A 26,361-nucleotide genomic window follows, 5' to 3' on the forward strand; every position below is an offset into this window, starting at 1 on the left:
AACTCAGCATTCCTTGGGGTCGACGAGCCCGCTGCTGCGGGCCACGATCTCGTACACGCCGCCCTTGGCAACCGCGGTGTACATGTTCATCTTGCAGTGCCGCTGGCCCGGCACCATCTCGGCAGGACCGCCCGGCCCCTCCGCGATCTTGGCGTGATCTAGCGCGGCAGCAACGGAATCGCGATCGACCTTGCCGGCTTCCTTCACGGCGGCGGCCCACAGCTTCAATCCGCGATAGGTGCCGGTCGCGGCGCTGCCGGCGGCGAACAGGAAATTGCCGGGGAAATCCTTCTCATAGGTCGCCTGGATCTTGGCGCTGACCGGATCGTCCTTGGTCAGCACCTTGAAATAATCGAGGCAGCTCGCGAGCCCTTCGATCTCGTTGGCTTGATTAATGTTGAGCGTGTTCTCGTCATAGTAGACGCAGGACAGCCGGCCGCCGTTCTTCAGAAAGCCGGCTTCATAGAGCTGCTTGAAGAACGGACCGACGCCGGGCGGGATCACCGTGTTGAAGACCACGTCGACCTTGTTGGAGACGATGCGGTTGACGGTGGCGCTGAAATCGACCTGGTCGAGCGGGTAATATTCCTCGAAGATCACCTCGCCGCCATTGGCCTCGATCACTTTGCGCGCATAGACGTTCAGCGTATGCGGCCAGACGTAATTGGCGCTCGGCAGCGCGAAGCGCTTGCCGCCGTTCTTGATCAGCCAGGGGATGAACTCGTCGCATTGCTGCGCCGGCGTCGGCCCGGTGCAGAACAGATAGGGCGTGCACTCCTTGCCCTCGTAGAGTTGCGGGTAGATGTAGAGCGTTTTGCCACGGGCCACGATCGGGTCCTTGATCGCGTTGCGCATCGAGCTCGTGATGCCGCCGAGCACGAGATCCACCTTGTCGCGCTGGATCAATTTGCGGACGTTGCCGACCGCGACCGACTCGTTCGACGCGGTGTCCTCGATGAAGAGCTCGATGGGGCGGCCAAGCAGGCCTCCGGCATCGTTGATCTCCTTGACCACCATCTTGGCCGTGTTGGCGTCGGCATTGCCGGCATAGGCGATCGGTCCGGTCAAGTCGGTGGCGATGCCGACCTTGATCGGGCCTTCGGCCGCATTGGCCCATTCGGGACGGATCACCCAGCTTCCCACGCCGGTCGCGATCGCGGTGGAGGCGAAGGCAAAGTTTTGCAGGAAACGACGCCGGCTTAATTTCAAATAATCGCTACGCATGAGACTAGACCCCTTTTCCCGAAAGCAGGCCTTGCGGCCGGAATTTGATGAAGACGATGGCGAGCACGAAGACGAGGATGTCGGCGATCACAGGCGCCATCACCCACGGCAGCGCTGCGCTCAGCGTGCCGATCACCGCCGCGCCCGCAACCGGGCCGATGAACGAGCCGACGCCGCCGACCATGACCGCGACAAAGCCCTGGATCAGGAAGCGGATGCCAAGATCGGCGAACAGGCTGAACACCGGCACCAGCAGCGCGCCGGCGAGCCCTGCAAGCGCCGCACCGAAGGCAAAGGTGGTGCCGTACATCGCAGCGGTGGAAATGCCGGAGGCCCGCGCCAGCGCCGGATTCTCCAGCGTGGCACGCACCCGCAGGCCGAACGTGGTGCGCGACAGCAAGAGATAGCAGCCGATCATCACCAGGATCGTGATCACGATGATGGTGAAGCGCCATGCCGAGATGTGTACGGTGCCGAGATCGATCGAGCCGCCGATCGGCTCGGGCACCGAGAGATAGAGCCCGCCGATCAGGCCGCGCACGCATTCGCGGATGATTAGGCCGAGCGCATAGGTGCCGAGCATTGCGACGATCGGCGCCGCGTAGAAGCGCCGGATGATCAGCGCCTCGAGCACGAAGCCGAGCGCGCCGACCAGAAACGGCGCGGCTGCCATGCCGACCCAGACTGGGATGCCATGGCTATAGGCTAGATAGGTGACGTAGGCACCGAGCAGGACGAACTCGCCTTGCGCGAAATTGAAGATGCCCATCATGCTGGCGATGATCCCGAGCCCCAGCACGACCAGGACGATGATCGCGCCGAAGCTCAGGATTTCGAAAGCGGCGACGAATGCACTACCCATGCATCGCGATCCGGCCGAAGTGCAACGATAACTTCCTCACATCTTCTTCCAGTCGCCGGACTGCTCGAAGGCATGCGCGGCGCGGTAGATAGTGGATTCCTCGAAGTGGCGGCCGACCAGCATCAAGCCGACCGGCAGGCCATCGACCATGCCGCACGGCAGCGACATCGCCGGATGATGGGAGATGTCGAACGGCGCAGTGTTGGAGATCATCTCGAACGCGCGCGCGACATAATCCTCGCGGCCCGGATTGGCCGGCGGCAGCGGCGTCGCCTTCATCGGCGTGGTCGGCAGCAGCAGCAGATCGTAATCCTTGAATGCCGCGTCATAGGCGGCCGTCAGCCGGCGCGAGATATTTACAGCCTTGCCGTAATAGCGCGGGCCGAACGTGTTGTTGATGTAGGTGCCGAACAGCAGCAACAGCTTGGTAGTTTCGGAAAGCGAGTCCGCCTGCCGTCGCCAGCCGCGGTGGAAATCCATCAGCGAGGTCGAGTAGAGGTCGGAGCGGCTGAGGCCATAGCCGTCGCCATACATCATCGTCTGCGTCATGCCCTCGGTGCCGATCGGCATCCAGATCGCGGGGCCGAGCAGATGCATCGGAATGGAAACGTCGCTGATGGATGCGCCGAGGTCCTTGAAGCGCTTCGCCGCCTCGCGAACGCTTTCGTTCACCGCGGGCTCCGCTCCGGCCTGCTCGAACCCTTCCTTGAGCACACCGATCTTCAATCCCTTCACACCCTTGCCGAGCGCCTTGGTATATTCATCGACCTTTGGCGCCTTGATGCGGGGATCGTAGCCGTCGTCGCCAGCGAGCACTTCGAGCAGCAAGGCATTGTCTTCCACTGTGGCCGTCATCGGCCCGGTGTGATCGACGAAGACCTCGATCGGCATCACGCCGGTGTAGGGCACGAGCCCCCAGGTCGGCTTCATGCCATAGGTGCCGCAGAACGAGGACGGCATGCGGATCGAGCCGCCCTGGTCGCCGCCGATCGCCATGTCGACCTCGCCAAGCGCCACCACGACGCCGCTGCCCGATGACGATCCGCCGGCCGAATAGCCCATCTTGTAGGGGTTATGCACCGGCCCGGTGGAATTGGTGTGGCTGCCGCCGGAGATGCAGAAGGATTCGCAATGCACCTTGCCGGCGATCTCCGCGCCGGCATCCAGCATGCGCGTCACGATCGTCGCATCGAAATCGGGCACAAAACCTTCGAGCGTCGACGAGCCGTTCATCATGGGCACGCCGGCCAGCATGATGTTGTCCTTCAGCGCGACCTTCTTGCCCTTAAGCTTGCCGGAATCTGCGCCCTTCACCGTCGCCTTGCGGTACCAGGCGTTGCGCGGATTCTCTTCCGGGCTCGGTCGATAGCCGGGCGTACGCGGATATTTCACGGGCGGCACCTCGTCGGGCATTGCGGCAACGAGGTTGTAGGCGTCGACCGAACTTTGCATCAGCCCGCGGAACGAAGCGACGTCTTCGTCGGAAAGCGCGAGGCCGCATTGCGCGGCGACCGCGCGAAGTTGCGTTGGGGTCGGAAGCACGACGGACAAGACACTCTCCCTGGAAGCTTGATGATGGCGCGCGGCCGCGGAATGCATGCGAAGACGCGGTCCCACCCGAGGCCGCCCGGGTATTACAGACGGAAATATTTTCCTTTTCAAGAATTATTTTGCAGAACTGCGCGCGCGGACGCAACCCCTTGCGGGCGTCAGATCGTCTTGATCAGCTTGAAATCGAGGCCGTCGGCTTCGGCGAGATACATCGGCATCTCCGCGCGGCCGCTGCGAATGGTGATCGGCCCGCGGGCGCCGGTATAGACGATGTTGCGTCCCGCAGTGAGCAGCGGTTTGAACGCCAGCGAGCCCGCGCGCTCGGCCGCCGCCTGCAGGAAGCGCAGACCCTCGTAGTTGGATTGCGCGACCGAACCGATCGGCGGTGCGGTGGAGCTGAACGTGGCGTGATACTGACTGAGAAAATCATCATTGGCGCGCGAGCCGATGCCGATGAAATAGCCGGACGCGCAGAACAGGTTCTCGGTGTTGTCGGCGCCGATACCGAGCAGCACGGTCTCGTCCATCGCGCCGGCCAGCCTGAGCGTCGTTGCCGCCAGGCCGCTCTCGGCAAAGGCGCGGTTGAAGGTGATGCTGTCGGTGCCGATCAGCGAGATCAGCACGACATCGGGACGCGCGGCACGGATGCGGTCGAGATGGGCGGAATGATTGTCCTCGCCGACGGGGACGAACTCCTCGCCGACCACCTGCCCGCCGGACTCGGCGATATATTTCTTCACCGCACGATGCGATTGCCACGGCCAGACATAGTCGCTACCGATCAGATACCAGCGCGAGGCCTTCTTGACATCGGCGAGCCAGTGGATCGCGGGCCGGCTCTGCCAGCGCGGCGTCTCGCCGATCGCCATCACCCCCGGCGTGCGCTCGCCGCCCTCATAGACCGGCGTGTAGATATAGGGCACCCGGCCGCCGGTGACCTTGCGCAGCGCGACGCGGACCGCGCTGATATGCGAGCCCATGATCACGTCGACCTCGTCAAGGGCGACCGCCTCCGCGGCACGGCGGACGACATCCTCGATCGGGCCGCCGGCATCCAGCATCGTCAATTCGATCTCGCGGCCCAAAATGCCGCCGCGACGATTGATCTCGGAGACCGCGAGCAACACCGCGTTGGTGGTGGCCGGCCCCCAGATTCCCGGCGAGCCGGAGAAGGTGAGGAAGTTCGCGACCCTCAATTTGTTGTGGGCGCCACCTCGCTTGCTGAAGCCGACATCAGCGGGATGCCAGGAGGGATCGGTCGTCGGCGCCGACAGGCCTCTGAACACGAAGGGCGGCATGGGGGCGCCGCCGCTGTTGACGCTGACTGTTGAGAGCACGCCCACTCCTGTCCGACACTTCGCCCCTTGTCGCGCGGTGCATCGATGCACGGCGCCGCCGGTTGTCCCACCCGTTCGACAAATATCCTAGGCGAAAATATTGAAACTTCAACAATTGCCATGCATATAGAACGGGCAATCAGCGCCAGTCATTCACTCATCAGGGTCAAAACAAAGTCTTCAATCGTGGCCAAACCGCCAAGCCAAGATACCCCGCTCACTGAACATCTCGCCTACCTGCTCGCGCAAGCCAACCGGGAAATCAACCGGCAGCTTGAATCGCGGCTGGCCAAGGAGGGTGTGCCGGTCGAGCAGTGGCGAATCCTGAAGGTCCTGTTCGACGGCAACGGCCGTTCGATGGGCGAGCTCGCCGAAGCCGTGCTGCTCAACCACCCGACGCTGACCAAGATCGTCGACCGCATGGTGTCGGATGCCCTGGTCTACCGCGTCCAGGATCCGAAGGACCGCCGCAAGGTGCTGATGTTCTGCTCCGAGCGCGGAAAAATTCTGTGCCAGCGATTGAACTCGCTCGCGATGAGCCAGGAAGCGCATATCGTCGAGAACTACGGCAACAAGTCCACCAACGAATTGAAGCGGCTACTCGAAAACCTGATCGACAGCGCGAATTGAGTTGTGAACTTGTAGGGTGGGCAAAGGCGCGTCAGCGCCGTGCCCACCATCAAGCGCTCCGCTCGTAACGGTGGGCACGCTTCCGCCGCCGCGTGTTGATAGGCTTCAGCCAGAAGTCGCTTTGCCCACCCTTCAACCGAGGCGGTTCACGGCCGAAGATGCGGCGTCGTATTCGGCGCGGGTGCCTGCTCGAGTTCGCTCTCTTCCGGCAGCTTCTCGCCGTGCACGGTGAGCGGGCGGCCGATCCAAAGCGGATCGACGAGATGATCGCGGCGCGGATTGCTCGTGTTCGGATGCACGAGGATGCTGAGGCTGCCGTGGTTGAGCATCAGCCACGGCACGAACTCGGCAAAGACCTCCGCGGCGAAAGCCACCTGGTACATGGCCTGATCGTGCGGCCCGACCTTGACGTCGTGCCATCGGCCCAGCGTGACCGAAAAGCGCTCGCCGATCCATGTCCTCAAGCGCTCGGCCTCCGGCCTCGTTGTCGCCGGATCGTAGTAGATATGGGCGTGATAGCTCGCGATCTCGCCGGCCGACCGCGCCATGGCACCTTCCTGCAAATCGCTCATTCGATTCACCTCGCCTGTTCAGGCGGAGTTATCTAAGCGTTCTTCGGTTCCAGCGCCATGGCCGGACGCGCAGCCACGTCCACAGGCATATGATCACCGGCACGGCGACAGTCACCCATGAAAGGTAGCGGCCGAAATCGCCCCACATCAGTGCAGCCAGAAGCCCGATCAACGTCAACACGGCGACAAGGATCGGCGCGCCGAATACGCTGAGCCAACGGGGCGAGCTGTCAGTGCGACTAGTCATCGCGACGCGAGCGCCATGGGGCCTTCCGCCCGCATGGCAGGGGCATGCGCCTTCCTGCTGCGGCGCGCGAACCAGAGATAGAGACCGCTGCCGATCACCACGATCGTCAGCACATCGAGCGCCGCCCAGATGATCTTCAGCGGCATCCCGCCATAATCGCCGAAATGCAGCGGCTGCGAGACCAAGAGCGCCTGGAGATAGGCCGGCAGCGCGCGGGTATCGGCAACCGCCGCAGTCTCGCCGTCGAGCAGCACCGGTTTCAACAGGCGCGAGGTCAGCGGCGTGTCGCCGCGCATGAAGGCGGCAAAATGATGCGACGAGGTGAAGGGCGTGCCGGGATATGCGATGAACGCGATCGACATACCCGGCGCAGCCTCGGTCGCCTGCGCAACAACATCGTCCAGCGACGCGAGATGCGCCGGCGGCGGCTTGCCGGCATAGGGCGCCACCATGGCGGCGAGCTCGGTCGACTTCCACTGCGCCAGCATCAGTTCCGCCCAGGTGTTGACGACGCCGGTCAAGCCGACCACGAGCGTCCAGGCGATGGTGACGACGCCGATCAGATTATGCCAGTCGAGCCAACCGACGCGACGCGAGCTATTCTTGCGAATTGTCGCAAAGCTCAAACGGCGCGTGAACGGCCAGTACAATACGACGCCTGAAACGATCGCGACCGCGAACAGCAGCCCCATGCCGCCGAGGAACAGCTTGCCGGCCTGGCCCGCGAACATATCGGTGTGCAGCTTCAGCACGATCAGCATCGGGCCGGTGCCGACCGGGCCAAGCAGCTTGGTCGAAACCGCGTCGAAGGCGCGCACCGTCGCATTGTCCGGCTTGCCGTCAACGGCATCGTTGGTGAAAGCCATCACCAGCCCGGGCTCATCCTTGTCCCAGGAGATGTACTGCATCACCCGGCCGGAGTCGGCGGCGAGCGCAGCTTCAACGATCCGCTGCGGAGGCACCGGCCGCTGGCCGGCCGCAGCTTGCGGCTGCGGCGCATAGCCCAGCGCCTCGTCGATCTCGTGGTGAAAGATCAGCGGCAGGCCGGTAAGACACAACAGCAGCAGGAACAGGGTCGAGACCAGGCTGGTCCAGGTGTGGACGAGCGACCAGAGCCTGACAGTGCGTGCCTTCAGCGTCGTACTCCTCTACCATTTGTAGGAAAGGCTCGCCGTGATCCGGCGTCGATCACCGTAGAAGCAGGCGGTCGACGATGAGCAGCTTGCGACATAGATCTTGTCGGAGATATTGACGACATTCAAGGCGGCCCGCCAGTTCTGCCATTCATAGTGAACCGTCGCGTCGCCAAGGAAGACGGCTGGCACAGTCAGCGTGTTGGCAGTGTCCGCAAAGGATTCACCAACGTAACGCAGACCGCCGCCAAATCCAAACCCGCGCAGCGGCCCATCCTGGAACGTATAGTCCGCCCAGGTCGACGCCACCTGCTGTGGCGTGTTGGTCGGCGCCTTGCCGATCAAAGCAGGGTTCAGGTCCTTGCTGATGAATAGATTGTAGGTGGTGAAGGAGCCGGTCACCTTGAGACCCGGCATGACATTGGCCACAATTTCGGCTTCGACGCCGCGCGAGGTGACCTCACCATTCTGGGTCTGCAGCAGCGTGTTGTTCGGATCTGTCGTCAGCGCATTCTGGCGTTTCAGATCGAACAAGGCGACGCCGAAATGGCCGTTGAAGCCGAGAGGCTGGACCTTCAAGCCGATCTCGGTCTGCTCGCCGGTTTCGGGCAAGAGCAACTGGTTCGCGGCGTTGCGGCCGACAATCGGATTGTAGCTGGTCGCATAAGCGACATAGGGTGCGACCCCGCTGTCGAAATTATAGATCAGGCCGACACGGCCGCTGAACCGGCTGTCGTCACGGTTCTGATCCGGGCCGATACGATTGTCGTTGTTGGTTGAAACCCAATCGTTGCGGCCGCTCAGCACAAGCGTAAAGCGGTCGAGCTTGACCTGATCCTGTATATAGGCGCCGAGCTGCTTCTGGGTCAGCGTCGCATCCTGGTAAGGAGCTCCGTTGAAGGGTGCAGTCGGCGTGTAGACCGGGTTGACCAGGTTGAGCGGCGTCGCAGAACCAAAACCCTGCCAATCAGCCAGGCTGTAATGCTTCAGGTCGAGCCCGAACAGCATGGTGTGGCCAAGCGGCCCGGTGGCGAAACGATATTCGAGCTGGCTGTCGAGATCAGCCTGGTTGGCGATGCCCCGGGTCACGAAGTTGCCGCGCGCGAGATTGGCTGCGGCAGGCGTGGTGGCATAGCCGAGGCCGTATAGCGTCGCCAGAGTGACGTCGACATGGGCGAAGCGTGCATTCTGCCGGAACGTGACGCTGTCGGAGAGATTGCGCTCGAACTGATAGCCGAGCATTTCCTGTTCGCGCTTGAAGGTATCCATGCTGGGATCGCTGGCGAACAGGCTGGTCGGAATACGGCCGAACGGCGCGTCGACGACGGTGCCGACGTAAGGCAGAAAGTTCTGGCTGCGCGTCTGGTTATACGAGGCTGATGCGAGCACGGTGAAACTGGTGTCGGCATCGGGCTTCCACGTCACCGACGGCGCAATGAAGTAATTGTTGTTGGGGGTGAAGTCGACCTGGGTACCGCCATTTTGGACCTGGCCTACCACGCGATAGAATAATTGGCCGTTATTGGCCTGCGTTTGCACCGGCCCACCGAAGTCAAAAGCAACATAGGCGTTGCCGAAATTGTTGACGCCGGTTTCAAGATAGCGGATCGGCTCCGCCGGCGGCATCTTGCTGATCGCATTCACGATGCCACTCGGACTTGAGCCGCCGTAAAGCACCGCTGAAGGCCCGCGCAGGACTTCGACCCGCTCCAGGTTGAACGGCTGCAGCTTCCAGCTCGCGTAAGATGTGTAGAACAGTTGCAAGCCATCGAGGAACAGGCCGATATCGTCGGACTTGAAGCCGCGAATCAGGAACCAGTCGTTGCGGATATCGGCGCCGAAGGTACCGGCCACGACTCCCGGCGCGTAGCGCAGGATCTCGTCGAGCTTGCCCGGCTTCTGGTCGCGGATCTGCTCGCTGCCGATCACCGAGATCGCCTGCGGCGTTTCCATGATCGGCGTGTTGGTCTTGGTGCCGGCCATGCTGCGCCCGGCAACATAACCATCGATCGGGCCGCGCGGATTCTCAACTACCGTCGTATTGCCGCGTAACGGCTGCACTTGGCGCGGCGGCGTGATCTGCGTGGCGCGCTGAACGCGGCGCTGCGCCACAGGCTGCGCGCGACGGCGCGCTTCTGGCGCCTGGACCGTGACCGGCGGTAGCGGTTGCGTCGTTTGCGAAGAACTCGATTGCGCGAATGTTGCCTGGGGCAACAATACCAAAGACGATGCCGTCGCCGACGCGGCGACAGCCAACCCACGAAGAACCTTCAATCCACCACCCCGACTGCAGCTTGCCCCCTGCGCGCCGGGAATGACCACGGCGCGCCAGCGGGATCACGCTTAGGCGAGGAGTGGAGGCCACCGCCAATAGAACACCTCTAGAACTTTCAAGAATCATTCCAAGAATGATTCTTGAAATACAAGCGTCGATTGCATCGAGAAACATCATCGCTTGAGCTGCGCGACATCGCGCATGTACGCGAGATCGATCATGCGTCCGTGGCTGACGACTGCGGCCGGAGGCGTGTGAAAGCGAAGCACGTCGGTAACATCAGGATGATCAAGCACGACGAGGTTGGCAGAATACCCCACCTCGATACCGTACTTCGCTAGATTGATCGCCGCTGCCGGTCGTGACGTGATCATATCGTAGAGCGTATTGATGTCCCGCTCCTTCGTCATCCACAACAGATGCGCGGCAAGGAACGCCACCTCCGGCATGTTGTTCCGGCCGAATGGATAGTAGGCATCGGAAATATCGTCCTGCCCGAGGCAGACGTTGACGCCCTGTTGCAGGAGCTCCTTGACCCGTGCGTGCAACGGACCGGTATGGGGGTCGCTGACGATGCTGACGCGCGCCTGCCGCAACAGCTCGGTCAATTCTCCGAAATAGGATTGCGGATAGAGCGCCATCGCCCGGCAATGATGCGCCAGCGCGCGTCCCTGGTAGCCGCGCGAGATCGCCTGGCGCGCCATCGATTCCAGCGTCTTCATGTTGGGATCGCCGACGTCGTCCAGCAACATCGAGATATCAGCGTTGAACTCGGCGGCGAGATCGAAACAAAAATCGATGTGGGCCTGCATGTCATCGGGGCAGGATTCGATCCAGGGAATCCCGCCGACCACATCGGCGCCGATCGCCATCGCCTCCCGCACCAACCGGTCGGCACCCGGCTCGCGAGCAAGCCCGTCCTGCGCGAACGCCACGACCTGGAGATCGACGATGCCGCGGAATTCCTCGCGCACCGCCAGCAGTGCCTTGACGCCCTCGAGCCGCGCCTTGGTGTCGACATCGGCAAAGGCGCGGATGTGCAGATTGCCATGCAGCGCCGCCAGCGCGACCGCACGCCTGGCGTTCGGGATGATCCAGGACGCATCGTATGTCTCCTTCACCGCGGCGGCGAGATCGATTGCTTTCGCCGCCTCGCTCATGCCGCCGCCGTGATAGGCTTCAAGCGCTGCTTCCGTCATCATCGGCAGCGTCCACACCTTGCAAAGATGCAGATGTGCGTTGACGTAAGGAGGGGTGACCAGGTTTCCGGCCGCATCCAGCGTCAGGCGGGCATCGCCGCCGAGGCGCGGCGCTATCTCGGCAATGACACCGTCCGAAATCGCGATGTCCGCAAGCGCGTCGCCCTGGCCCCGCAAGCGGGCATTTCGGATCAAGAGGTCAGTCATATCGGCAATTCCGGTCGAGCAGGAGAATTGAGAAGCGGGGGCTCGTATCGAGGGCCGCAATGCACATCTGATGCAAGAAGGATACCGTTCCGGCGCGGCGGTTCACGCCTGCCCACCCGGGCAGTTTCCAACGGCGCAGGAGCGTGCCCAGATCGGAGAAAATCCAACGGAGTTTTACCATGTCCGATCCCTCAGTGCTTGCCACATTCTCCGGCGCGATGGCCGACATCGTCGCCCGCGCCGCGCCTGCCGTCGTCTCCGTACACTCGCGCCGCTCGCGTGCTTCGGGCTTTGTCTGGAAAGCGGGCCTGGTCGTCACCGCCGACGAGGCGCTTGCAGAAGAAGGCGAGGTCATCGTCCGCTTTGCCGACGGAACGGAGCGGCCTGCAACCATCGCCGGACGCGATCACACCACGGATATTGCGCTATTGCGGGTCGAGACCTCCAACATCGCGCCGACCAAACTTTCATCGGCGGTACCGGCGCTCGGATCGCTGGCGCTGGTCGTCGCCGCCGAGCGTGGCGTGCCCGCGGCGGCGCTCGGCCTGATATCGCTGGTCGGCGGCACTTGGCGGAGCCTGCGCGGCGGCGACATCGATGCGCGCATCGAGCTCGACGTCCGCCTGAGGCCGAGTCATGAGGGTGGGCTTGCGCTCAATGGCTCCGGCGATGCCATCGGCATGGCCGTGCTCGGCGCCCGGCGCGTCCTTGTCATCCCGGCCGCGACCATCGCGCGCGTGGCGAGCCGGCTGGAGACCCATGGCCGGATCGCGCGCGGCTATCTCGGGCTCGGCCTGCAGCCGGTCAAGCTCGACGACGGCATCGGCGCGATGGTGATGAGCGTCGACAAGGCCGGCCCCTCGGCGGCCGCCGGCATCCGGCAAGGCGACGTGATCGTCGGCTGGAACGACGAGAAGATTTCCGGCGTGCGGGCCCTGCTCAGGGCGCTCGGGCCCGACAGCGTCGGCGCCACCGTCGACGTCGCGGTGCGGCGTGGCGGCGAGCCGGTGCGGGTCAAGCTGACGGTCGGGGAAAGGCCGGAGACGTGAGCGAACAGACCTCGCCTCCCCTCGTCGTCGCCATCGACGTCGGCGATCCCGCGCTGGCGGACCGGCTCGCATCGCTGCTTGGCGGCGTCGCAGGCTTGCGCCTTGCCGCGCCGGGCGAAGCGGCGAGCATCGCGCTGGTCTCAAGAGATCAGCCAGCGGGCGAACGATCGGAGATCGAGCTGACGCCGCGCGAGCGCGACGTGCTGGCGCTGATGGCCGAGGGCGCCTCGAACAAGGCGATTGCGCGGCAGCTCGGGATATCCGTGCACACCGCCAAATTCCACGTCAGCTCGCTGCTCGACAAGCTCGACGCCACCGGCCGCACCGATGCGGTGGCGCATGCGGCGCGGCGCGGGGTGATCCATCTGTAAGGAGATGCGCGGGTCCCCTTCACGCGGAGGCGTGGATTGCTTCGCGGAGCCTGTCATCGGGCGGCGCTTTCGCGCCGACCCGGTGGCTCGCAATGAGGCGCGCGGACAGTTCTGATTCAAATGTCAAACAGCTCTGCGCCGTCATCGTCCGGCTCGATCGGGCGATCCAGCAGGCCTGTAGGATGGGTAGAGCGGAGCGAAACCCATCGCGAAGGAGCAAGCGGCACGAATGATGGGTTTCGCTCCGCTCTATCCATCCTACGTCTGATTCAAACGGCGGATGTGAGTTCGCGTTCTCGCGGCGCGCTGCGCCCGAGGTTTGCGTGACCGTTACCCTCCTCGATATCAGAGGGCGCAGGGAAAGCCGGGTGCTGGTTGCACCCGTGGGTCCCGTGCAACAAAAAGCACGGGGGTAGGACCACAGGTTCAACCGAAGCATTCCGGCTTTCCCTGCGCGATGGTTTACGGCTTACTTCGTGCTCTCCCCGGTGACCGGGCTCTTTTGCCACCGTCACTTCGCAAGAAGCTTAGCGCCAGCGTCGGGGCGCCAGGACCACACGACTTCGCCGTCCGCGAATATCACGCTCGTCAGTCGTAACACCCGCGTCCACCGCATCTCACCGCAACGTTCGTGACGATCGCGACCCGCCCCTCATCCGCCGTGAGACGCGCGGAGTTAAATCACTGATTTGCCCGACGGCGAAAGTGGAATGTTTTTCGCGCGAGGGCTGGACAGACTTTTGGTGATTTGCCCGTCGGGTTGATTTGTCGCACCCAAACCAGCCACATCATCATTGCGAGCGAAGCGAAGCAATCCATAGCGTCGCACGCGGAGGAATGGATTGCTTCGCGGAGGAGCCTGTCATCGGGCGCGCGTTCGCGCGATCCGTTGGCTCGCAATGACGGCGGAGTTTGAGGCGCAGGAGGCAGTGGGTTACGCTCAACTTCCCTGCGAACGGCCCTCAAGCGGGAGAGGTGGAAAGAGAGCAGATGCTGGAGGCCATCAAAACCTGGGCGCGCACGCTCAAGCGCGACAGTCGCGCTGTCTATCTGGCCGCCCGCGACCCGCGGGTGCCGTGGTACGCGAAGCTACTCGCCATTGCGGTTGCGGGATATGCGCTCTCGCCGATCGACCTCATTCCCGACTTCATTCCGGTGATCGGCTATCTCGACGATCTCGTGCTGGTGCCGCTCGGCATCTGGCTCGTGATCTCGCTGGTTCCGAAGGAGATCATGGTCGAGTGCCGCGCCAAGGCGAGTGAAGCCTCGCCTCCGGCCAGCCGTGCCGCGATGGCCGTCATCATCCTCGTCTGGATCAGTGCGGCGCTGGCGCTTGGCTGGGCCGCCTACAGGTATTGGGGTTAGAACGTCGCCCGAACTCCCGCATAGAAGGCGCGCGGCCGGGCCGGGCTGACCGAGCGCGGATCGGTGAACGCTACCCCGCCAGCGGCGAAATTGGGCACCTGGTCCGTCTCGAAGAAGGTGCCGTAGGTCGCGTATCGGCTGTCGAGGAGGTTATCGATACGACCATAGATCTGGACGTTCTTGGTGAGCTGGTAGGAGGCATGGGCATTGAACACAGCGTAGGACGCCAGCTTCGGCGCCTGGTTGGAGTCGTCGCCGACAAAATACTGGCCGCTGACGTAGATCGCGTCCGCGCCGACCTTGAACTGATCGGTGAGCGCATAGTCGAAGCCGGCCTTGATGCGATGGCGAGGAACCGCAGGAACCTGGTTGCCGGGCAGGATCTGCACATTGCCGTTTTCATCGGCGAAGGGACTGTTGGAGCCGACCTGCAGCGCATCCAGGAACCGCGCGTCGATGAAGGCATAGCTCGCATACATCTGCAGCGCGGATGATTTCACCTGGATTTCGGCCTCGACGCCCTGTCGTCGCGTCGAACCGACATTCTGGAAATAGCCGAAGCCCTGCAGCACCGGGCTTGGGATCGCGAGAATGTCGTTGTTGTTGGTGGTGCGGAAGCCGCCGACCTTCCAGGACAGCGTGCCGATGTTCAATTCCTTGGTGCCGCGCAGGCCGGCCTCGACGGTGCGCGACACCACCTGTTGCAGTGGCGGATCGGAGACCAGGAAGGCGCCAACGATGCAGGGGCGCGCGGGATCGGCGCAGCCCAGCTCCAGCGGCGTCGGCGCGCGATTGGCTTCGGAGTAGCCGGCATAGGCGGTCAGCTCCGGTGTGATCTTGTAGGTGCCGCCGATGATCGGGTTGAAGCGGTCATAGATGCTGTAGCCGTTCAGGGCGGTGCCGATCTGGTCCTCAAGCCTGATGCGCGCATCGTTATAGCGGCCGCCCGCCGTGATCGAGAACGCATTCGTGACGTCGAAGGTGTCGAGCGCATAGATGCCGGTATACTGATTGGTGGTGCGCAGCGAGACCGGGCCGATCGAGACGGGATCGCCGGACTGGCCGAGAAAGATGCCGCTGCCGCTGACGACGTAGTTCTGGCCGATGGTGCCGAGCTCCGCACTCGCGGTGAAGTTCGAGACGCTGGTGTCGAAGCTGGCACCGATCGTGAAGCGGTTGTCATGGCCGAAGAGTTGATCCGTGTTCGTCGCCGCCAGTTGCATGCCCCCCGTGGTCGATTTCGTCGTGGTGCGGTCGTTCTCGCCAAGCACCGCGCCCGCCGGAAACGGATTGGCGAGCTGGACGCCGTTCAGGCCGTTTGCCGGGACATCATCGCTATTGAAGCACAGTAGCCCTGCATCGGCCTCGCACGGCTCCGTCGCCGTCGGATTGCCGTCTTGCGTCTTCTGCTTGTAGAACCGCAGATGCGCAGCACCCTCGATGGTCCAGGTCGGGGTCGCCTCCACCTTTCCCGTCAGGTTGAAGTAGCCGACCTTGTTGGCAGTGGTTTGCGGCGTGGTGTAGGTCGCGCCCCAATATCGCTGCAGCAGTTCGACCGGCACGGTGGCCGCCGCGCCGAACTTGTTATCGGCGAGGCCGATATTGAGATGGAATTCGCTGACGTCGTTCTTGTGGGCGACGTCGCCGTAGAAGCGGCGGACGTCGGAAGGAGAGAAGTTGCGAAAGCCGTTGTCGTGCAGACCTTCCAGCGCGCCATAGACGGCAAAATTGTCGATCTGCTTGCCCCATTGTGCCGCGCCCTGGATGCGGCCGAACGAGCCGCCCATGGTGTTGATCTCGGCGCCCTGATAGGAAAAGCCGTCCTTCATCTGGACGACGACTGCGCCGCCCAGCGCGTTGAGACCGAAGGCTGGATTGTTGGTCACAACATCGATGGACCTGACCGCACTGGTTGGAATCAGGTCCCAGTTGACGGTGTCACCGAAGGCTTCGTTGATCCGTACCCCGTTCTGGTAGACCGCAAGGCCCTGCGGCGTGCCTGCCACCGGAGACGCCACGAAGCCGCGGAACTGGACATCCGGCTGGAAGGGATTGCCGGCGACCTCATTGACGATGACGCCCGGCACGCGCTGGTCGAGCGCGGTCGTGATATTGAGCGAATCGGTTCGCGCGATTTCCCTGCTGTCGACGACATTGACGGCCGCCGGAATCTTGTCCGCTTCGACCGCGGCGGCCGAATCCGAGGTCGGCGTCGGCGCGGTCGGGACATAAACGACCCTTGGCGCTCTTGTCCGCGCGCGCACGGGAGCCGTCGTAGGACGGCCGCGCCTGGCGCGGTCTGCAGGCGTCACCTCCACCGGCGGCAATGTCTCGACCTGCTGGCCCCCGCTCTGGGCGAATCCGGTCTCGTTCCCGACGACAACGACAGCACCCGTCGCAATCGATGCGACAAGCAGCACCCGCACGCCCGCCATTTACCACCCGTTCCACCCACCGTCCGGCCGTTGTCGCCGGTTCGAGCGATACTAGAGCGCAGGACGAGCCATACGCTACCTGTAAGTGTTCCCGAAAGTTTCGGGAAAATTCCCGGTCCGCTTCGGCCAGCGCCATCGGCCGTCGACAATATCTGCTATATGCCGACCCTCACGAGTTCCTCTCTGGATGCACCAATGAAGCCAATCTCCGGCACGCAGCCGAAGCCGTCTGACGCCGCACCAATTATTACGCCCACCGAATTGCGCCGGCGCTGGCGGGCCGGCGAGGAGGTGGCGCTGCTCGACGTGCGCGAGGAAGGCCCCTACTCGCTGGCGCATCCGTTCTTCGCCGTCTCCCTGCCGCTTTCGCAGATCGAGCTGCGTGTTCTCGATCTGATCCCGCGGCTTGGCGCCCCCATTGTCGTGTACGACGACGGCGAAGGATATGCCGAGCGGGCGGCGATACGCATTTCAGCGCTCGGCTATAGGGACGTTTCGATCCTCGACGGCGGCCTGGGGGCGTACCGCGCAGTCGGCGAGGTGTTCCGCGACGTCAATGTGCCGAGCAAGGCGTTCGGCGAACTCGTCGAGGCGATCCGCCACACGCCGTCCCTGTCGGCAAACGAGGTCAAGGCCCTGATCGAGACGGAGCCCGATCTGGTCGTGCTCGACGCCCGCCGGTTCGAGGAATACCGGACCATGAGCATTCCGCGCGGCGTCAGCGTTCCCGGCGGTGAGCTCGCGTTTCGCGCAAGGGAAATCGCGCCCGCGCCCGGCACCACCATCATCGTCAATTGCGCCGGCCGAACGCGCAGCATCATCGGCACGCAGTCGCTGATCAATGCCGGGCTTCCCAACAAGGTCTTCGCGCTGCGAAACGGCACGATCGGCTGGACCTTGGCCGGACATCAGGTCGAACGTGACAGGACCGACCGGTTCCTGGAGCGCCCAGAAGCGACTTATTCCACAGCACTCGCCAGCGCGACGCGATGGGCCGAGCGCGTCGGCGTCCCCTCGCTTGACCGCAGCACATTCGATCGCTTTGTCGCGCAGGCGAACGAACGCACGCTCTATCTGCTCGATGTGCGGACGCCGGAGGAATACGAGCGCGGATATCCGCCCGGCTTCGCCTCCGCACCTGGCGGGCAGCTCGTGCAGGCGACGGACGAATGGGTTGCCGTGCGCGGATCGCGGCTCGTGCTGTTCGATGACGACGGCGTTCGCGCACGCATGGCCGCATCCTGGTTGATCCAGATGGGCTGGGAGGCTCACATCGTCGGGCCGGAGGTGATTGGGGCGACCGAGGCCGGCACTCGGCCACCGCGCCGTCCCGTGCCGGCAGCCTCGGTCCCTACGATCGACGTGGCGGACCTGATCGCAAATCCCGATAGCTGGACCGTCATTGATCTCGCGCGCAGCCCCGCTTACGCCGCGGGCCATATCCCCGGGGCGCATTTCGTGCTGGCCTCGCGCTTCACCGAAGATTTGCCGCGGCTACCCGGCGAAGGAGCGATCATTCTCACCAGCGCCGACGGCGACGAAGCCCTGTTCGCGCTTGCGGATGCGACCGCTTCGACGCAGCGCAAAGTAACCGTGCTGAAAGGCGGAACGCGCGCCTGGACCAGCAGCAATCAGCCGCTGGAGCGGGACCGGCATTCCTGGATCTCGCACCCTGATGATGTCTACAAGCGCCCTTATGAGGGAACGGACAATGCGGCGGCCGCGATGCAGGCCTATATCGATTGGGAGCTGCACCTTGTCGCCCAGCTCGCAAACGATTCAGTGTCCAACTTTCACGTCGTGTAGGTCTCACGTCGTCTGGGGCGGCACAACCAGCTAGAGTATGATGTCATTAGGTTGAATCGGCCTGGCCGCAAGTTCACCTCTCCCGAAGGGAGAGGTCGAGCCGAAGGCGCGGGTGAGGGGCTACGGTCCCTCGATAGAGCAGATCCCCTCACCCGGCGCTATGCGCCGACCTCTCCCTATGGGAGAGGTGAAGAGCAGCACCCTTGGCGGATACAATTCGACCTCATCTCATGGAACTAGGCGCGCGCTCCCGTAGGAACCAGCGCCTCCACCGTCACGCCATCAGACGACGAAACCGTCAGCGAGCCGCCCAACGCTAACAGGCGTTCGCGCATGCCGGTCAGGCCAAAGCCGAACTGGTGATCCGCACTCAAGCCGCGGCCGTTGTCGCGGACCCGAACCCGCGCACAACAGCGATTTCCCCGCACGCTGTCCGGCTGCTCCGCCGGCTCGACGGTGACCGTGACCGCGGTCGCGCCGGCATGGCGGAAGGCATTGGTCAGCGCTTCCTGGACGACGCGGTAGATCGTGAGATCGGCCGTCTCCCCGGTCTCGCCGAGTGCAGGAGAAATGGTTGTTTCGATCGCGACCTCCGGATACGATTCCTTCCACAGGCGGAACAGGGCAGAGAGCGCCTCGTGAAGTCCGAGCTCGGCGAGCCCGACCGGCCGCAGCTTCTCCAATATCCGGCGCGTGAACTGCTGCAGCGCATTGACCTGCTCCAGCATCGCCCCGCCGTGCTTTCGCACCTGGTCCGAACTTGCCTCGCGCGCATCAGGTGGCCGCATCAACGCGCTTGCGTGAGCGCGCAGCGCGAACAAATGCGGGCCGAGTTCGTCGTGCAATTCGCGCGCGATCTCCTTGCGCTCGCGGTCCTGCAGCGAAAACGCGCGTTCGGCAAGCTGCCGCTTGTCCTCGATCGCCTCGCCGAGCGTGGCCGCGAGGTGGTTGAGCTGGCCACAGATCGCAGCCAGCTCCGGCGCGCCGCCCGGCGTCACCCGAACATCGTATTGCCCGGCCTCGATCTTCGCCATGGCTTGCGACAGCTCTTCGAGCGGCGCCAGCGCACGGCCGACAACGCTCCTGATGATCAGGAAAAGCACGACGACGATCGCGGCACCGATCGCGAGCTGGGTGACGATGCCGTCCCAGATCTCCGCCATCTCGTCATTCGGATGCGAGGTGATCACGAGCGATTCCGATTTGCCGCGGATCGAGATCGGCACGCTAACGGACGTTGTCTCCGGATGGACGAGCGCGACGAACCAGGCCGGCGGCGATCGCGCTTCCTCGCGGCTGTCGGTCGCCTCGTCCTGCCCGGACTTTGCGGTCGCGCCGTCCTGCCGCATGATGCTGACGTGACGCAGCCGGCTCAGATCGCGAACGATCTGGTCGAGCCGGGCGTCAGGATCCGGCGCCTCGTTCAATCCGGCAACGATCGTGGTCACGAATTCCCGCGCCAAACGAATGACGCTCTGGTCCTCGGCCTGGACCCGGGGCCCTGCCTCGACGACAAGCCGGGCGATGTTGATGGCGAGACCGAGCGCGAGGACGAGCGCCAGCAGCAGGTTGATCCGCCCGCGCAAGGAAAGTTTCTGCCACATCGCCTTTGCCCACGATCACCCGCGTTCGGTTCCTCAATCAAGAGGAGCGTTGACAGACAAATACCGCGTCTGTCTAATCGAAGGGTACAGCAATCGCGCTGGAGATGCATGAGCGAGCCTGCGGGCGAGCCGCGCTCGTGCATTCTGATGCGGTGCAGCAACGGACTGACGCAGCTATCCGGGACTTCGAGCATGCGCGTGCTGATCGTTGACGACCATCCGATCGTCGCTTCCGGCTGCCGCACCGTGTTCGCCGACGAGCCGGAGATCGAATTGCTTGAGGCATGCGACGCGGAAAGCGGCGAGCGCGTCTTTGTCGCCGAACGTCCCGACATCTCCGTGGTCGACATCAACTTGCCGACCGTCTCCGGCTTCGAACTGGCGCGGCGGATGCTGGCGCGAGACTATTCGGCGCGCATCATCATGTTCAGCATGAACGACGATCCGGTGTTCGCCGCCCGCGCCATCGAGATTGGCGCCAAGGGTTATGTGGCGAAGACTGGCGATCCCAACGATCTCGTCGAGGCGATCCGCGAAGTCGGCAATGGCGGCGTCTATCTGCCGCCCGCGATCGCGCGGCGCGTGGCCTTTGCCGGCCCCGCCGCGGCGCAGAGCCCGCTGTCGAAGCTCAATCCGCGCGAGATGGAGATCCTGCGCCTATTGAGTGCCGGCAAGACGCTCTCCGAGATCGCCTGGCTGGTTCATTCTTCCTACAAGACCGTCGCCAACACCTCCTCGATCATGCGCCAGAAACTGGGCGTGCGCACCTCAGCCGAACTAGTACGGTTGGCGATCGAGAGCGGCGTCGCCTGAAGATCGCGCACGCATGATGCGGAATTGCAGGCAGCGGTTTTCCGAAAAGATTATGCGCAGACATAGAAGAGCGCCGGAGTGCTGGAGATGACGATTCAGACCGTTTCGACCAACAAATCCCATGGCGGCATCCAGGGCGTGTACAAGCATGCCAGCCGCGAAACCAAGACCGACATGACCTTTTCGGTTTATGTCCCCCCGCATCCGGCGGGCGCGAAGCTGCCGGTGGTGTACTATCTCTCCGGCCTGACCTGCACCCATGCCAATGTCACCGAAAAGGGCGAATACCGCGACACCTGCGCCGATCTCGGCCTGATCTTCGTGGCGCCCGACACCAGCCCGCGCGGCGAGGGCGTACCCGGGGATCCCGCCGGCGCCTATGACTTCGGGCTTGGCGCCGGTTTCTATGTCGACGCCACGCGGGAGCCGTTTGCGCAGAACTACCGGATGTGGAGCTATGTGACGCAGGAATTGCCGCAGGTGGTCGCGGCAAACTTCCCGGTCGATCCCGTGCGGCAGTCGATCATGGGCCACTCCATGGGCGGCCATGGCGCGCTGACGGTGGCGCTGCGTCATCCGAACCGCTATCGCGCCGCGAGCGCTTTTGCGCCGATCGTTGCGCCGTCACAGGTGCCCTGGGGTATCAAGGCGCTCGGCGGCTATCTCGGCGATGACAGAAGCGCTTGGCGCAAGCATGACGCGGTGGCGCTGATCGACGACGGCGCGCGGTTTTCCGACCTCTTGGTGGACGTCGGCGATGCCGACTCCTTCCTTGCTGAACAGCTTCGCCCGGAACTGCTACAACAGGCCTGCGCGCAGGCAAATATCCCGCTCCTGCTCCGACGCCAGGAAGGCTACGACCATAGCTATTATTTCATCTCCACCTTCATGAGCGATCACTTGCGCTGGCACGCCGCGCGGCTGACGGCCTGAACCATCTCCATTGCGGCCACGGGTACGGCGGCATTTACATCATTGCCGCGACGGCAGACCGCGCTCTCATGATCGTGATCGGGCGGAATCGAGGACGTCGCAACGACAAAATGCGGGGTTGCAAGCCAGGACAATTCAGTCATCTTGCAGCCCACAAGTAGCTCCATCGCCGGTCAAGGCGAGGAGGCGTTCGGAGGAAACATGGTCCGATGGCTGGTCGCCGCAATCGGTCTGATCGCAATGGCGATGCCCGTGCGTGCCACCGAGCCGATCGAGATCGGCATCGGCTATCTCGGCCGCGCCGGCGTGCAGCAGACACTGTCGCTGGTCGAGCAGCCCGCCGAGAATGACGGCATCGCCGGCGCGCGGCTTGCGGTCGAGGACAACAACACCACCGGAAAATTCCTCAACCAGCGCTTTAACCTGGAAGAGGTCCGTCTCAAGGAAGGCGAGGACGCAGCGAAGGCCGCGACTGCGCTCGCCGATCGCAATGGCTTCATCATCGCCGATCTTCCGCCCGATGCGCTGCTGCAGGCAGCGGACGCACTGCGCGATCGCGGCACAGTGCTCTTGAACGCCGGCGCGATCGACGACCGGCTGCGTGAGCAGGACTGCCGCGCCAACGTGATCCACGTCGCGCCGACGCGCTCGATGCTGGCGGATGCGCTGGCGCAATATCTGGTGTGGAAGCAATGGAAGCGCTGGTTCCTCGTGGTCGGCTCACACGACAAGGACAAGCTCTATGCCGATGCGCTGCGCCGCGCGGCGACGCGGTTCGGCGCCAAGATCGTGCAGGAAAAGATCTTCGAGGACACCGGCGGCGCCCGCCGCACCGACAGCGGCGTGACGCTGATCCAGCGGCAGATGCCGGTCTTCACCCAGCAGATTCCGGCCTATGACGTGCTGGTTGCCGCTGATGAAAGCGAGGTCTTCGCGTCCTATCTGCCCTATCGCACCTGGGACCCGCGGCCGGTCGCGGGCTCGGCCGGGCTCGTGCCGACGAGCTGGGACGCAGCGCAGGATCAGTGGGGCGCGGTCCAGATCCAGAACCGCTTCGTGAAACTGAATTCGCGGCGCATGACCGCGCTCGACATGCAGGCCTGGACCGCCGCGCGCATGATCGGCGAAGCCGCCTCGCGCGCGAACTCGGGCGACCCGAAGAAGCTGCTTGCTTTCCTCAAGGGACCGGATTTCTCGGTGGCGGCGTTCAAGGGCACGCGGCTGACGCTGCGCGACTGGAACCTGCAGCTTCGCCAGCCGATTCTTCTGGTCGATGGACGCATGGTCGTCTCGGTGTCGCCGCAGGAAGGTTTCCTGCACCAGGTCTCCGAGCTCGACACGCTCGGCGTCGACCGTCCCGAGACGAAATGCAAGCTGCAATGAGGGAGAGATCGCGCATGTGGCGCCGCTGTCTGCTTTCCGGAACGGTCCTTTGGCTCACGGCCGCCGCCCCCGCTTCCGCCTTCATGGCTTACGTCTCGAACGAGAAGGGCAACACTGTTTCGGTGATTGACACCGATAGCTGGACGGTGACGAAAACCATCAAGGTCGGCCAGCGGCCGCGCGGCATCGAATTCAGCCGCGACGGCAAGTTCGTGATGGTCGCGGTCGGCGACGACGACACTATCCAGGTGATCGACGCCAAGAAGCAGGAGGTGGTGGATACCCTACCCTCCGGTCCCGATCCGGAACTGTTCACCCAGGATGCCGCGGGCAAGATCATGTACGTCGCCAACGAGAACGACAATACGGTGACCGTGATCGATCTCGAAAAGCGCGCCCGTATCGGCGACGTCCAGGTCGGCGTCGAGCCGGAGGGCATGACAATCAGCCCGGACGGCAAGATCCTGATCAACACCTCCGAGACCACCAACATGGCGCATTTCATCGATACGTCGACGCGCCAGATCGTCGCCAACGTGCTGGTCGACGCCCGGCCGCGCTTTGCCGAGTTCAAGCATGACGGCTCGGAATTGTGGGTCTCGTCCGAGATCGGCGGCACGGTGTCGATCGTCGATCCCGTCAAGCACGTGGTGAGCGGCAAGGTCACCTTCAACATTCCCGGCCTGCGCAGCGAGGCGATCCAGCCGGTCGGCATCGGCATGACCAAGGATGACAAGACCGCCTTCGTCGCGCTCGGTCCCGCCAACCGCATCGCGGTGGTCGATGCCGTCAATCACAAGGTGACCAAATATCTCCTGGTCGGGCAGCGCGTCTGGCACATGGCGTTCACGCCGGACGAGAAATACCTGCTGGTGACCAATGGCGTGTCCAACGACGTCTCTGTCATCGACGTCGCCGCGCAAAAGGTGATCAAGACCATCCAGGTCGGCGAACTTCCCTGGGGCGTTACGATTGCACCGCAATGACAGCAGCCGAGATACCCATCGCTGACAAATCATCGCCGGACATGTCGGCCCGGCACGATCCTGCCGGCGTTGCCGCTCTGTCGATCGACGGCGTCAGCCATTCCTATGGCGCGCGCCGCGCGCTGATCGATGTGAGCTTTGACGTCGCGCCGGCGAGCTTCACCGCGCTGCTCGGCCTGAACGGCGCCGGCAAGAGCACGCTGTTCTCGCTGATCACCCGATTGTTCGGCATCCAGGCAGGTCGCATCGGCATTTTCGGCCACGACATCAGCCGCGCGCCGGGCGAGGCGCTGCGGCTGCTCGGCGTCGTATTCCAGCCGCGCACGCTCGACCTCGATCTGTCGGTGACGCAGAACCTGCTCTATCACGCCGCCCTGCACGGCATCGGCCGGCGCGAGGCGCGGCTGCGCTCAGGCGAGGTGCTGGCGCGTATTGCGCTCTCCGACCGCGCCGGCAGCAAGGTGCGCGATCTCTCCGGCGGCCAGATGCGCCGGCTGGAGATCGCGCGTGCACTGCTGCACCGGCCGCGCCTGTTGCTGCTGGACGAGGCGACGGTCGGCCTCGACGTCAAGGCCCGTTCAGACATCCTTAACCACGTCCGACAGCTCGTCTCCGAGCAAGGCATCGGCGTGCTCTGGGCCACGCATTTGTTCGACGAGATCATGGCAAGCGATGACCTCGTGGTGCTGCACCAGGGCAAGGTGCTGGCGCGCGGCCAGGTCTCACGCGTGATCGCGGACACTGGCGCGCAGGACATCAACACCGCCTTCATGCGCCTGACCGGGGCTGCAGGGAAAGCCGGGAGCGAGGCATCATGAGCTCCATCACCGTCACGCCGTCACGGCGCGGCTTTTCGTTCGGCGAATACCTCACCTGCCTGAACGGCATTGTGTGGCGCGAGGCGCTGCGCTTCCTGCATCAGCGCGAACGCTTCGTCTCGGCGCTGGTTAGGCCGCTGGTATGGCTGTTCATCTTCGCCGCCGGCTTCCGCCAGGTGCTGGGCATCTCGATCATTCCGCCCTACGAGACCTACATCCTCTACGAGGTCTATATCGCGCCGGGACTGATGGCGATGATCCAGCTTTTCAACGGCATGCAATCCTCGCTCTCGATGGTCTATGACCGCGAGATGGGCAACATGCGCACGCTGCTGGTGAGCCCGCTGCCGCGCGGCTACCTGTTATTCTGCAAACTGCTGGCGGGCACGGCGGTGTCGCTGTTGCAGGTCTATGCCTTCCTCGTCATCGCATGGCTCTGGGACATCACGCCGCCGCCGATCGGCTATCTCACCGTGCTGCCGGCGCTGGTGCTATCAGGGCTGATGTTGGGGGCGCTTGGCATGCTGATCTCCTCGGGGATCAAGCAGCTCGAGAATTTTGCCGGCGTCATGAACTTCGTGATCTTTCCAATGTTCTTTGCCTCATCCGCGCTGTATCCGCTGTGGCGGGTGCAGGAAGGCAGCCCGATGCTTTACTATGTCTGCCAGTTCAATCCATTCACCCATGCGGTCGAATTGATCCGCTTTGCGCTTTATGGCCAGATCAACTGGATTTCGCTTGGCGTCGTCGCCGGCTGCACGGCGGTGTTCATGATCGGCGCGATCCTGGCCTATGATCCCTCGCGTGGTTTGGCGCGGCGCGGGCCTGCGGGAGGGGAGACATGATCGGGCGGATTGCGATCGGAACATTGCTTGCCATCGCGGCGTCGCTCGGGATCGCGCACGCCGCGGATCCGCGCTATCCCGACTGGCCCTGCGCGCAGGCCAAAGTGCCGGAGATTTCGCTCGCGGCGGTCTGGGCGGGACCGCCGCTCGACGACGTCCAGAACAAATGGAAAGAGGACCCCAACATCAGCGTGCTGGTGGAGAAGCTGGCCGCGCGGCGCACGCCGCTCGATGATGCCCAAAAGGCGATCACTGACTTCCTTGCGGCTTCCGCGTCCGACAAGACGACCGCCGGCAAGCTGCTGTTCGCCGGCTTGTTCGATTCGCTCAACGCCCAGCGTTCCTCGGTCATGAACGGCATCGAGCGGGTGACACGCAAGCAACGCGAGGCGGCCGAGAAGGTCCGCGCCGACACGCTCGCGCTGCAGGCGCTGCAGAACTCATCCTCGCCCGATCAAGCCAAGGTCGACGAACTCAGCAATACCCTGCTGTGGGAAACGCGGATCTTCGAAGACCGCCAACGTGTGGTCAGATTTGTCTGCGAAGTACCGACAACGATCGACCAGCGCCTGTTCGCGCTTGGCCGTACGATCCAGCAAGAGATGGAGTAGCGCCGGTTCCGGCGCAAAAAGGTCAGTACAGCTCACCTTTTGTCCGGTTCCGCCGACTAAATGCCGGAACCAAACGTGATTCCAGCGTCTTGTCGCTCAAGCCAT

General features: G+C 63.7%; 22 protein-coding genes. 12 read left to right on the top strand and 10 right to left on the bottom strand.

The window, feature by feature from the left end; translation table 11 throughout:
- Positions 1–3: 3 nt before the first annotated feature.
- The 4 genes from AC5ZGW_RS12225 to AC5ZGW_RS12240 form a co-directional block, all read right to left on the bottom strand.
- Positions 4–1,224 carry a substrate-binding protein gene (locus tag AC5ZGW_RS12225; protein WP_130224989.1) on the bottom strand — a complete coding sequence of 407 codons (1,221 nt, stop codon included), beginning with the start codon at positions 1,222–1,224 and terminating at the stop codon, positions 4–6.
- Between the two features lie 4 nt (positions 1,225–1,228).
- The gene (locus AC5ZGW_RS12230; RefSeq protein ID WP_130224990.1) at positions 1,229–2,086 is read right to left on the bottom strand and encodes a branched-chain amino acid ABC transporter permease; all 858 of its coding nucleotides are present in this window, start codon (positions 2,084–2,086) and stop codon (positions 1,229–1,231) included.
- 36 nt (positions 2,087–2,122) lie between these two features.
- Positions 2,123–3,637, bottom strand: coding sequence for an amidase (locus AC5ZGW_RS12235; protein WP_130224991.1), 1,515 nt, complete (start codon positions 3,635–3,637; stop codon positions 2,123–2,125).
- Positions 3,638–3,795: 158 nt separating this feature from the next.
- Complete coding sequence (locus tag AC5ZGW_RS12240; RefSeq protein ID WP_165435121.1) at positions 3,796–4,974, bottom strand: substrate-binding domain-containing protein; 1,179 nt, start codon at positions 4,972–4,974, stop codon at positions 3,796–3,798.
- A gap of 186 nt (positions 4,975–5,160) precedes the next feature.
- Here AC5ZGW_RS12240 and AC5ZGW_RS12245 point away from each other — a divergent pair, with 186 nt between their 5' ends.
- Entirely contained in the window at positions 5,161–5,604 is a 444-nt protein-coding gene (locus AC5ZGW_RS12245) for a MarR family winged helix-turn-helix transcriptional regulator (protein ID WP_028162613.1), read from the top strand.
- Positions 5,605–5,750: 146 nt separating this feature from the next.
- Here the strand turns inward: AC5ZGW_RS12245 and AC5ZGW_RS12250 are convergent, their stop codons facing one another.
- The 4 genes from AC5ZGW_RS12250 to AC5ZGW_RS12265 all read right to left on the bottom strand — a co-directional run bounded on the left by AC5ZGW_RS12250 (position 5,751) and on the right by AC5ZGW_RS12265 (position 11,237).
- Complete coding sequence (locus AC5ZGW_RS12250) at positions 5,751–6,176, bottom strand: DOPA 4,5-dioxygenase family protein (RefSeq protein ID WP_245474619.1); 426 nt, start codon at positions 6,174–6,176, stop codon at positions 5,751–5,753.
- A gap of 243 nt (positions 6,177–6,419) precedes the next feature.
- Positions 6,420–7,559 carry a PepSY-associated TM helix domain-containing protein gene (locus tag AC5ZGW_RS12255; RefSeq protein ID WP_130224993.1) on the bottom strand — a complete coding sequence of 380 codons (1,140 nt, stop codon included), beginning with the start codon at positions 7,557–7,559 and terminating at the stop codon, positions 6,420–6,422.
- A gap of 12 nt (positions 7,560–7,571) precedes the next feature.
- Complete coding sequence (locus tag AC5ZGW_RS12260; protein WP_130224994.1) at positions 7,572–9,830, bottom strand: TonB-dependent siderophore receptor; 2,259 nt, start codon at positions 9,828–9,830, stop codon at positions 7,572–7,574.
- A 174-nt stretch (positions 9,831–10,004) separates the two neighbouring features.
- Positions 10,005–11,237, bottom strand: coding sequence for an amidohydrolase family protein (locus tag AC5ZGW_RS12265; protein WP_130224995.1), 1,233 nt, complete (start codon positions 11,235–11,237; stop codon positions 10,005–10,007).
- Between the two features lie 179 nt (positions 11,238–11,416).
- Between AC5ZGW_RS12265 and AC5ZGW_RS12270 the strand changes: the two genes are divergently transcribed.
- The 3 genes from AC5ZGW_RS12270 to AC5ZGW_RS12280 all read left to right on the top strand — a co-directional run bounded on the left by AC5ZGW_RS12270 (position 11,417) and on the right by AC5ZGW_RS12280 (position 14,022).
- The gene (locus AC5ZGW_RS12270) at positions 11,417–12,286 is read left to right on the top strand and encodes a S1C family serine protease (RefSeq protein WP_130224996.1); all 870 of its coding nucleotides are present in this window, start codon (positions 11,417–11,419) and stop codon (positions 12,284–12,286) included.
- Complete coding sequence (locus AC5ZGW_RS12275; protein WP_130224997.1) at positions 12,283–12,657, top strand: response regulator transcription factor; 375 nt, start codon at positions 12,283–12,285, stop codon at positions 12,655–12,657. The genes AC5ZGW_RS12270 and AC5ZGW_RS12275 overlap by 4 nt, the downstream gene beginning before the upstream one ends.
- A 990-nt stretch (positions 12,658–13,647) precedes the next feature.
- The gene (locus AC5ZGW_RS12280; RefSeq protein WP_130229612.1) at positions 13,648–14,022 is read left to right on the top strand and encodes a YkvA family protein; all 375 of its coding nucleotides are present in this window, start codon (positions 13,648–13,650) and stop codon (positions 14,020–14,022) included.
- Here the strand turns inward: AC5ZGW_RS12280 and AC5ZGW_RS12285 are convergent.
- Positions 14,019–16,457, bottom strand: a complete 2,439-nt coding sequence (locus AC5ZGW_RS12285) for a TonB-dependent receptor (RefSeq protein WP_130229613.1) — start codon at positions 16,455–16,457, stop codon at positions 14,019–14,021. The genes AC5ZGW_RS12280 and AC5ZGW_RS12285 overlap by 4 nt on opposite strands.
- Before the next feature lie 195 nt (positions 16,458–16,652).
- Between AC5ZGW_RS12285 and AC5ZGW_RS12290 the strand changes: the two genes are divergently transcribed.
- On the top strand, positions 16,653–18,263 hold the full coding sequence (locus AC5ZGW_RS12290) for a rhodanese-like domain-containing protein (protein WP_463326926.1): 1,611 nt from the start codon (positions 16,653–16,655) through the stop codon (positions 18,261–18,263).
- A gap of 236 nt (positions 18,264–18,499) precedes the next feature.
- On the opposite strand, the gene AC5ZGW_RS12295 is transcribed toward AC5ZGW_RS12290, so the two are convergent.
- Positions 18,500–19,867, bottom strand: coding sequence for an ATP-binding protein (locus AC5ZGW_RS12295; RefSeq protein WP_130229614.1), 1,368 nt, complete (start codon positions 19,865–19,867; stop codon positions 18,500–18,502).
- A gap of 192 nt (positions 19,868–20,059) precedes the next feature.
- On the opposite strand from AC5ZGW_RS12295, the gene AC5ZGW_RS12300 reads away from it, so the two are divergent.
- The 7 genes from AC5ZGW_RS12300 to AC5ZGW_RS12330 all read left to right on the top strand — a co-directional run bounded on the left by AC5ZGW_RS12300 (position 20,060) and on the right by AC5ZGW_RS12330 (position 26,256).
- Complete coding sequence (locus AC5ZGW_RS12300) at positions 20,060–20,680, top strand: response regulator transcription factor (RefSeq protein WP_130229615.1); 621 nt, start codon at positions 20,060–20,062, stop codon at positions 20,678–20,680.
- Between the two features lie 87 nt (positions 20,681–20,767).
- The gene (fghA, locus tag AC5ZGW_RS12305) at positions 20,768–21,613 is read left to right on the top strand and encodes an S-formylglutathione hydrolase (RefSeq protein ID WP_130229616.1); all 846 of its coding nucleotides are present in this window, start codon (positions 20,768–20,770) and stop codon (positions 21,611–21,613) included.
- A 201-nt stretch (positions 21,614–21,814) separates the two neighbouring features.
- Positions 21,815–22,996, top strand: coding sequence for an ABC transporter substrate-binding protein (locus AC5ZGW_RS12310; protein WP_130229617.1), 1,182 nt, complete (start codon positions 21,815–21,817; stop codon positions 22,994–22,996).
- 14 nt (positions 22,997–23,010) lie between these two features.
- Positions 23,011–23,982, top strand: coding sequence for a YVTN family beta-propeller repeat protein (locus AC5ZGW_RS12315; protein ID WP_245475051.1), 972 nt, complete (start codon positions 23,011–23,013; stop codon positions 23,980–23,982).
- Positions 23,983–24,023: 41 nt separating this feature from the next.
- Positions 24,024–24,800: an ABC transporter ATP-binding protein gene (locus AC5ZGW_RS12320; RefSeq protein ID WP_130229625.1), complete on the top strand. Its 777-nt coding sequence runs from the start codon at positions 24,024–24,026 to the stop codon at positions 24,798–24,800.
- Positions 24,797–25,645 (top strand): ABC transporter permease, encoded by an 849-nt coding sequence (locus AC5ZGW_RS12325; RefSeq protein WP_130229619.1) that lies wholly within the window; start codon positions 24,797–24,799, stop codon positions 25,643–25,645. The genes AC5ZGW_RS12320 and AC5ZGW_RS12325 overlap by 4 nt, the downstream gene beginning before the upstream one ends.
- Positions 25,642–26,256, top strand: a complete 615-nt coding sequence (locus AC5ZGW_RS12330; protein ID WP_130229620.1) for a hypothetical protein — start codon at positions 25,642–25,644, stop codon at positions 26,254–26,256. Before AC5ZGW_RS12325 ends, AC5ZGW_RS12330 begins: the two co-directional genes overlap by 4 nt.
- The last annotated feature ends 105 nt before the right edge of the window (positions 26,257–26,361 follow it).

The organism is Bradyrhizobium sp. Crot121 (assembly GCF_059512385.1).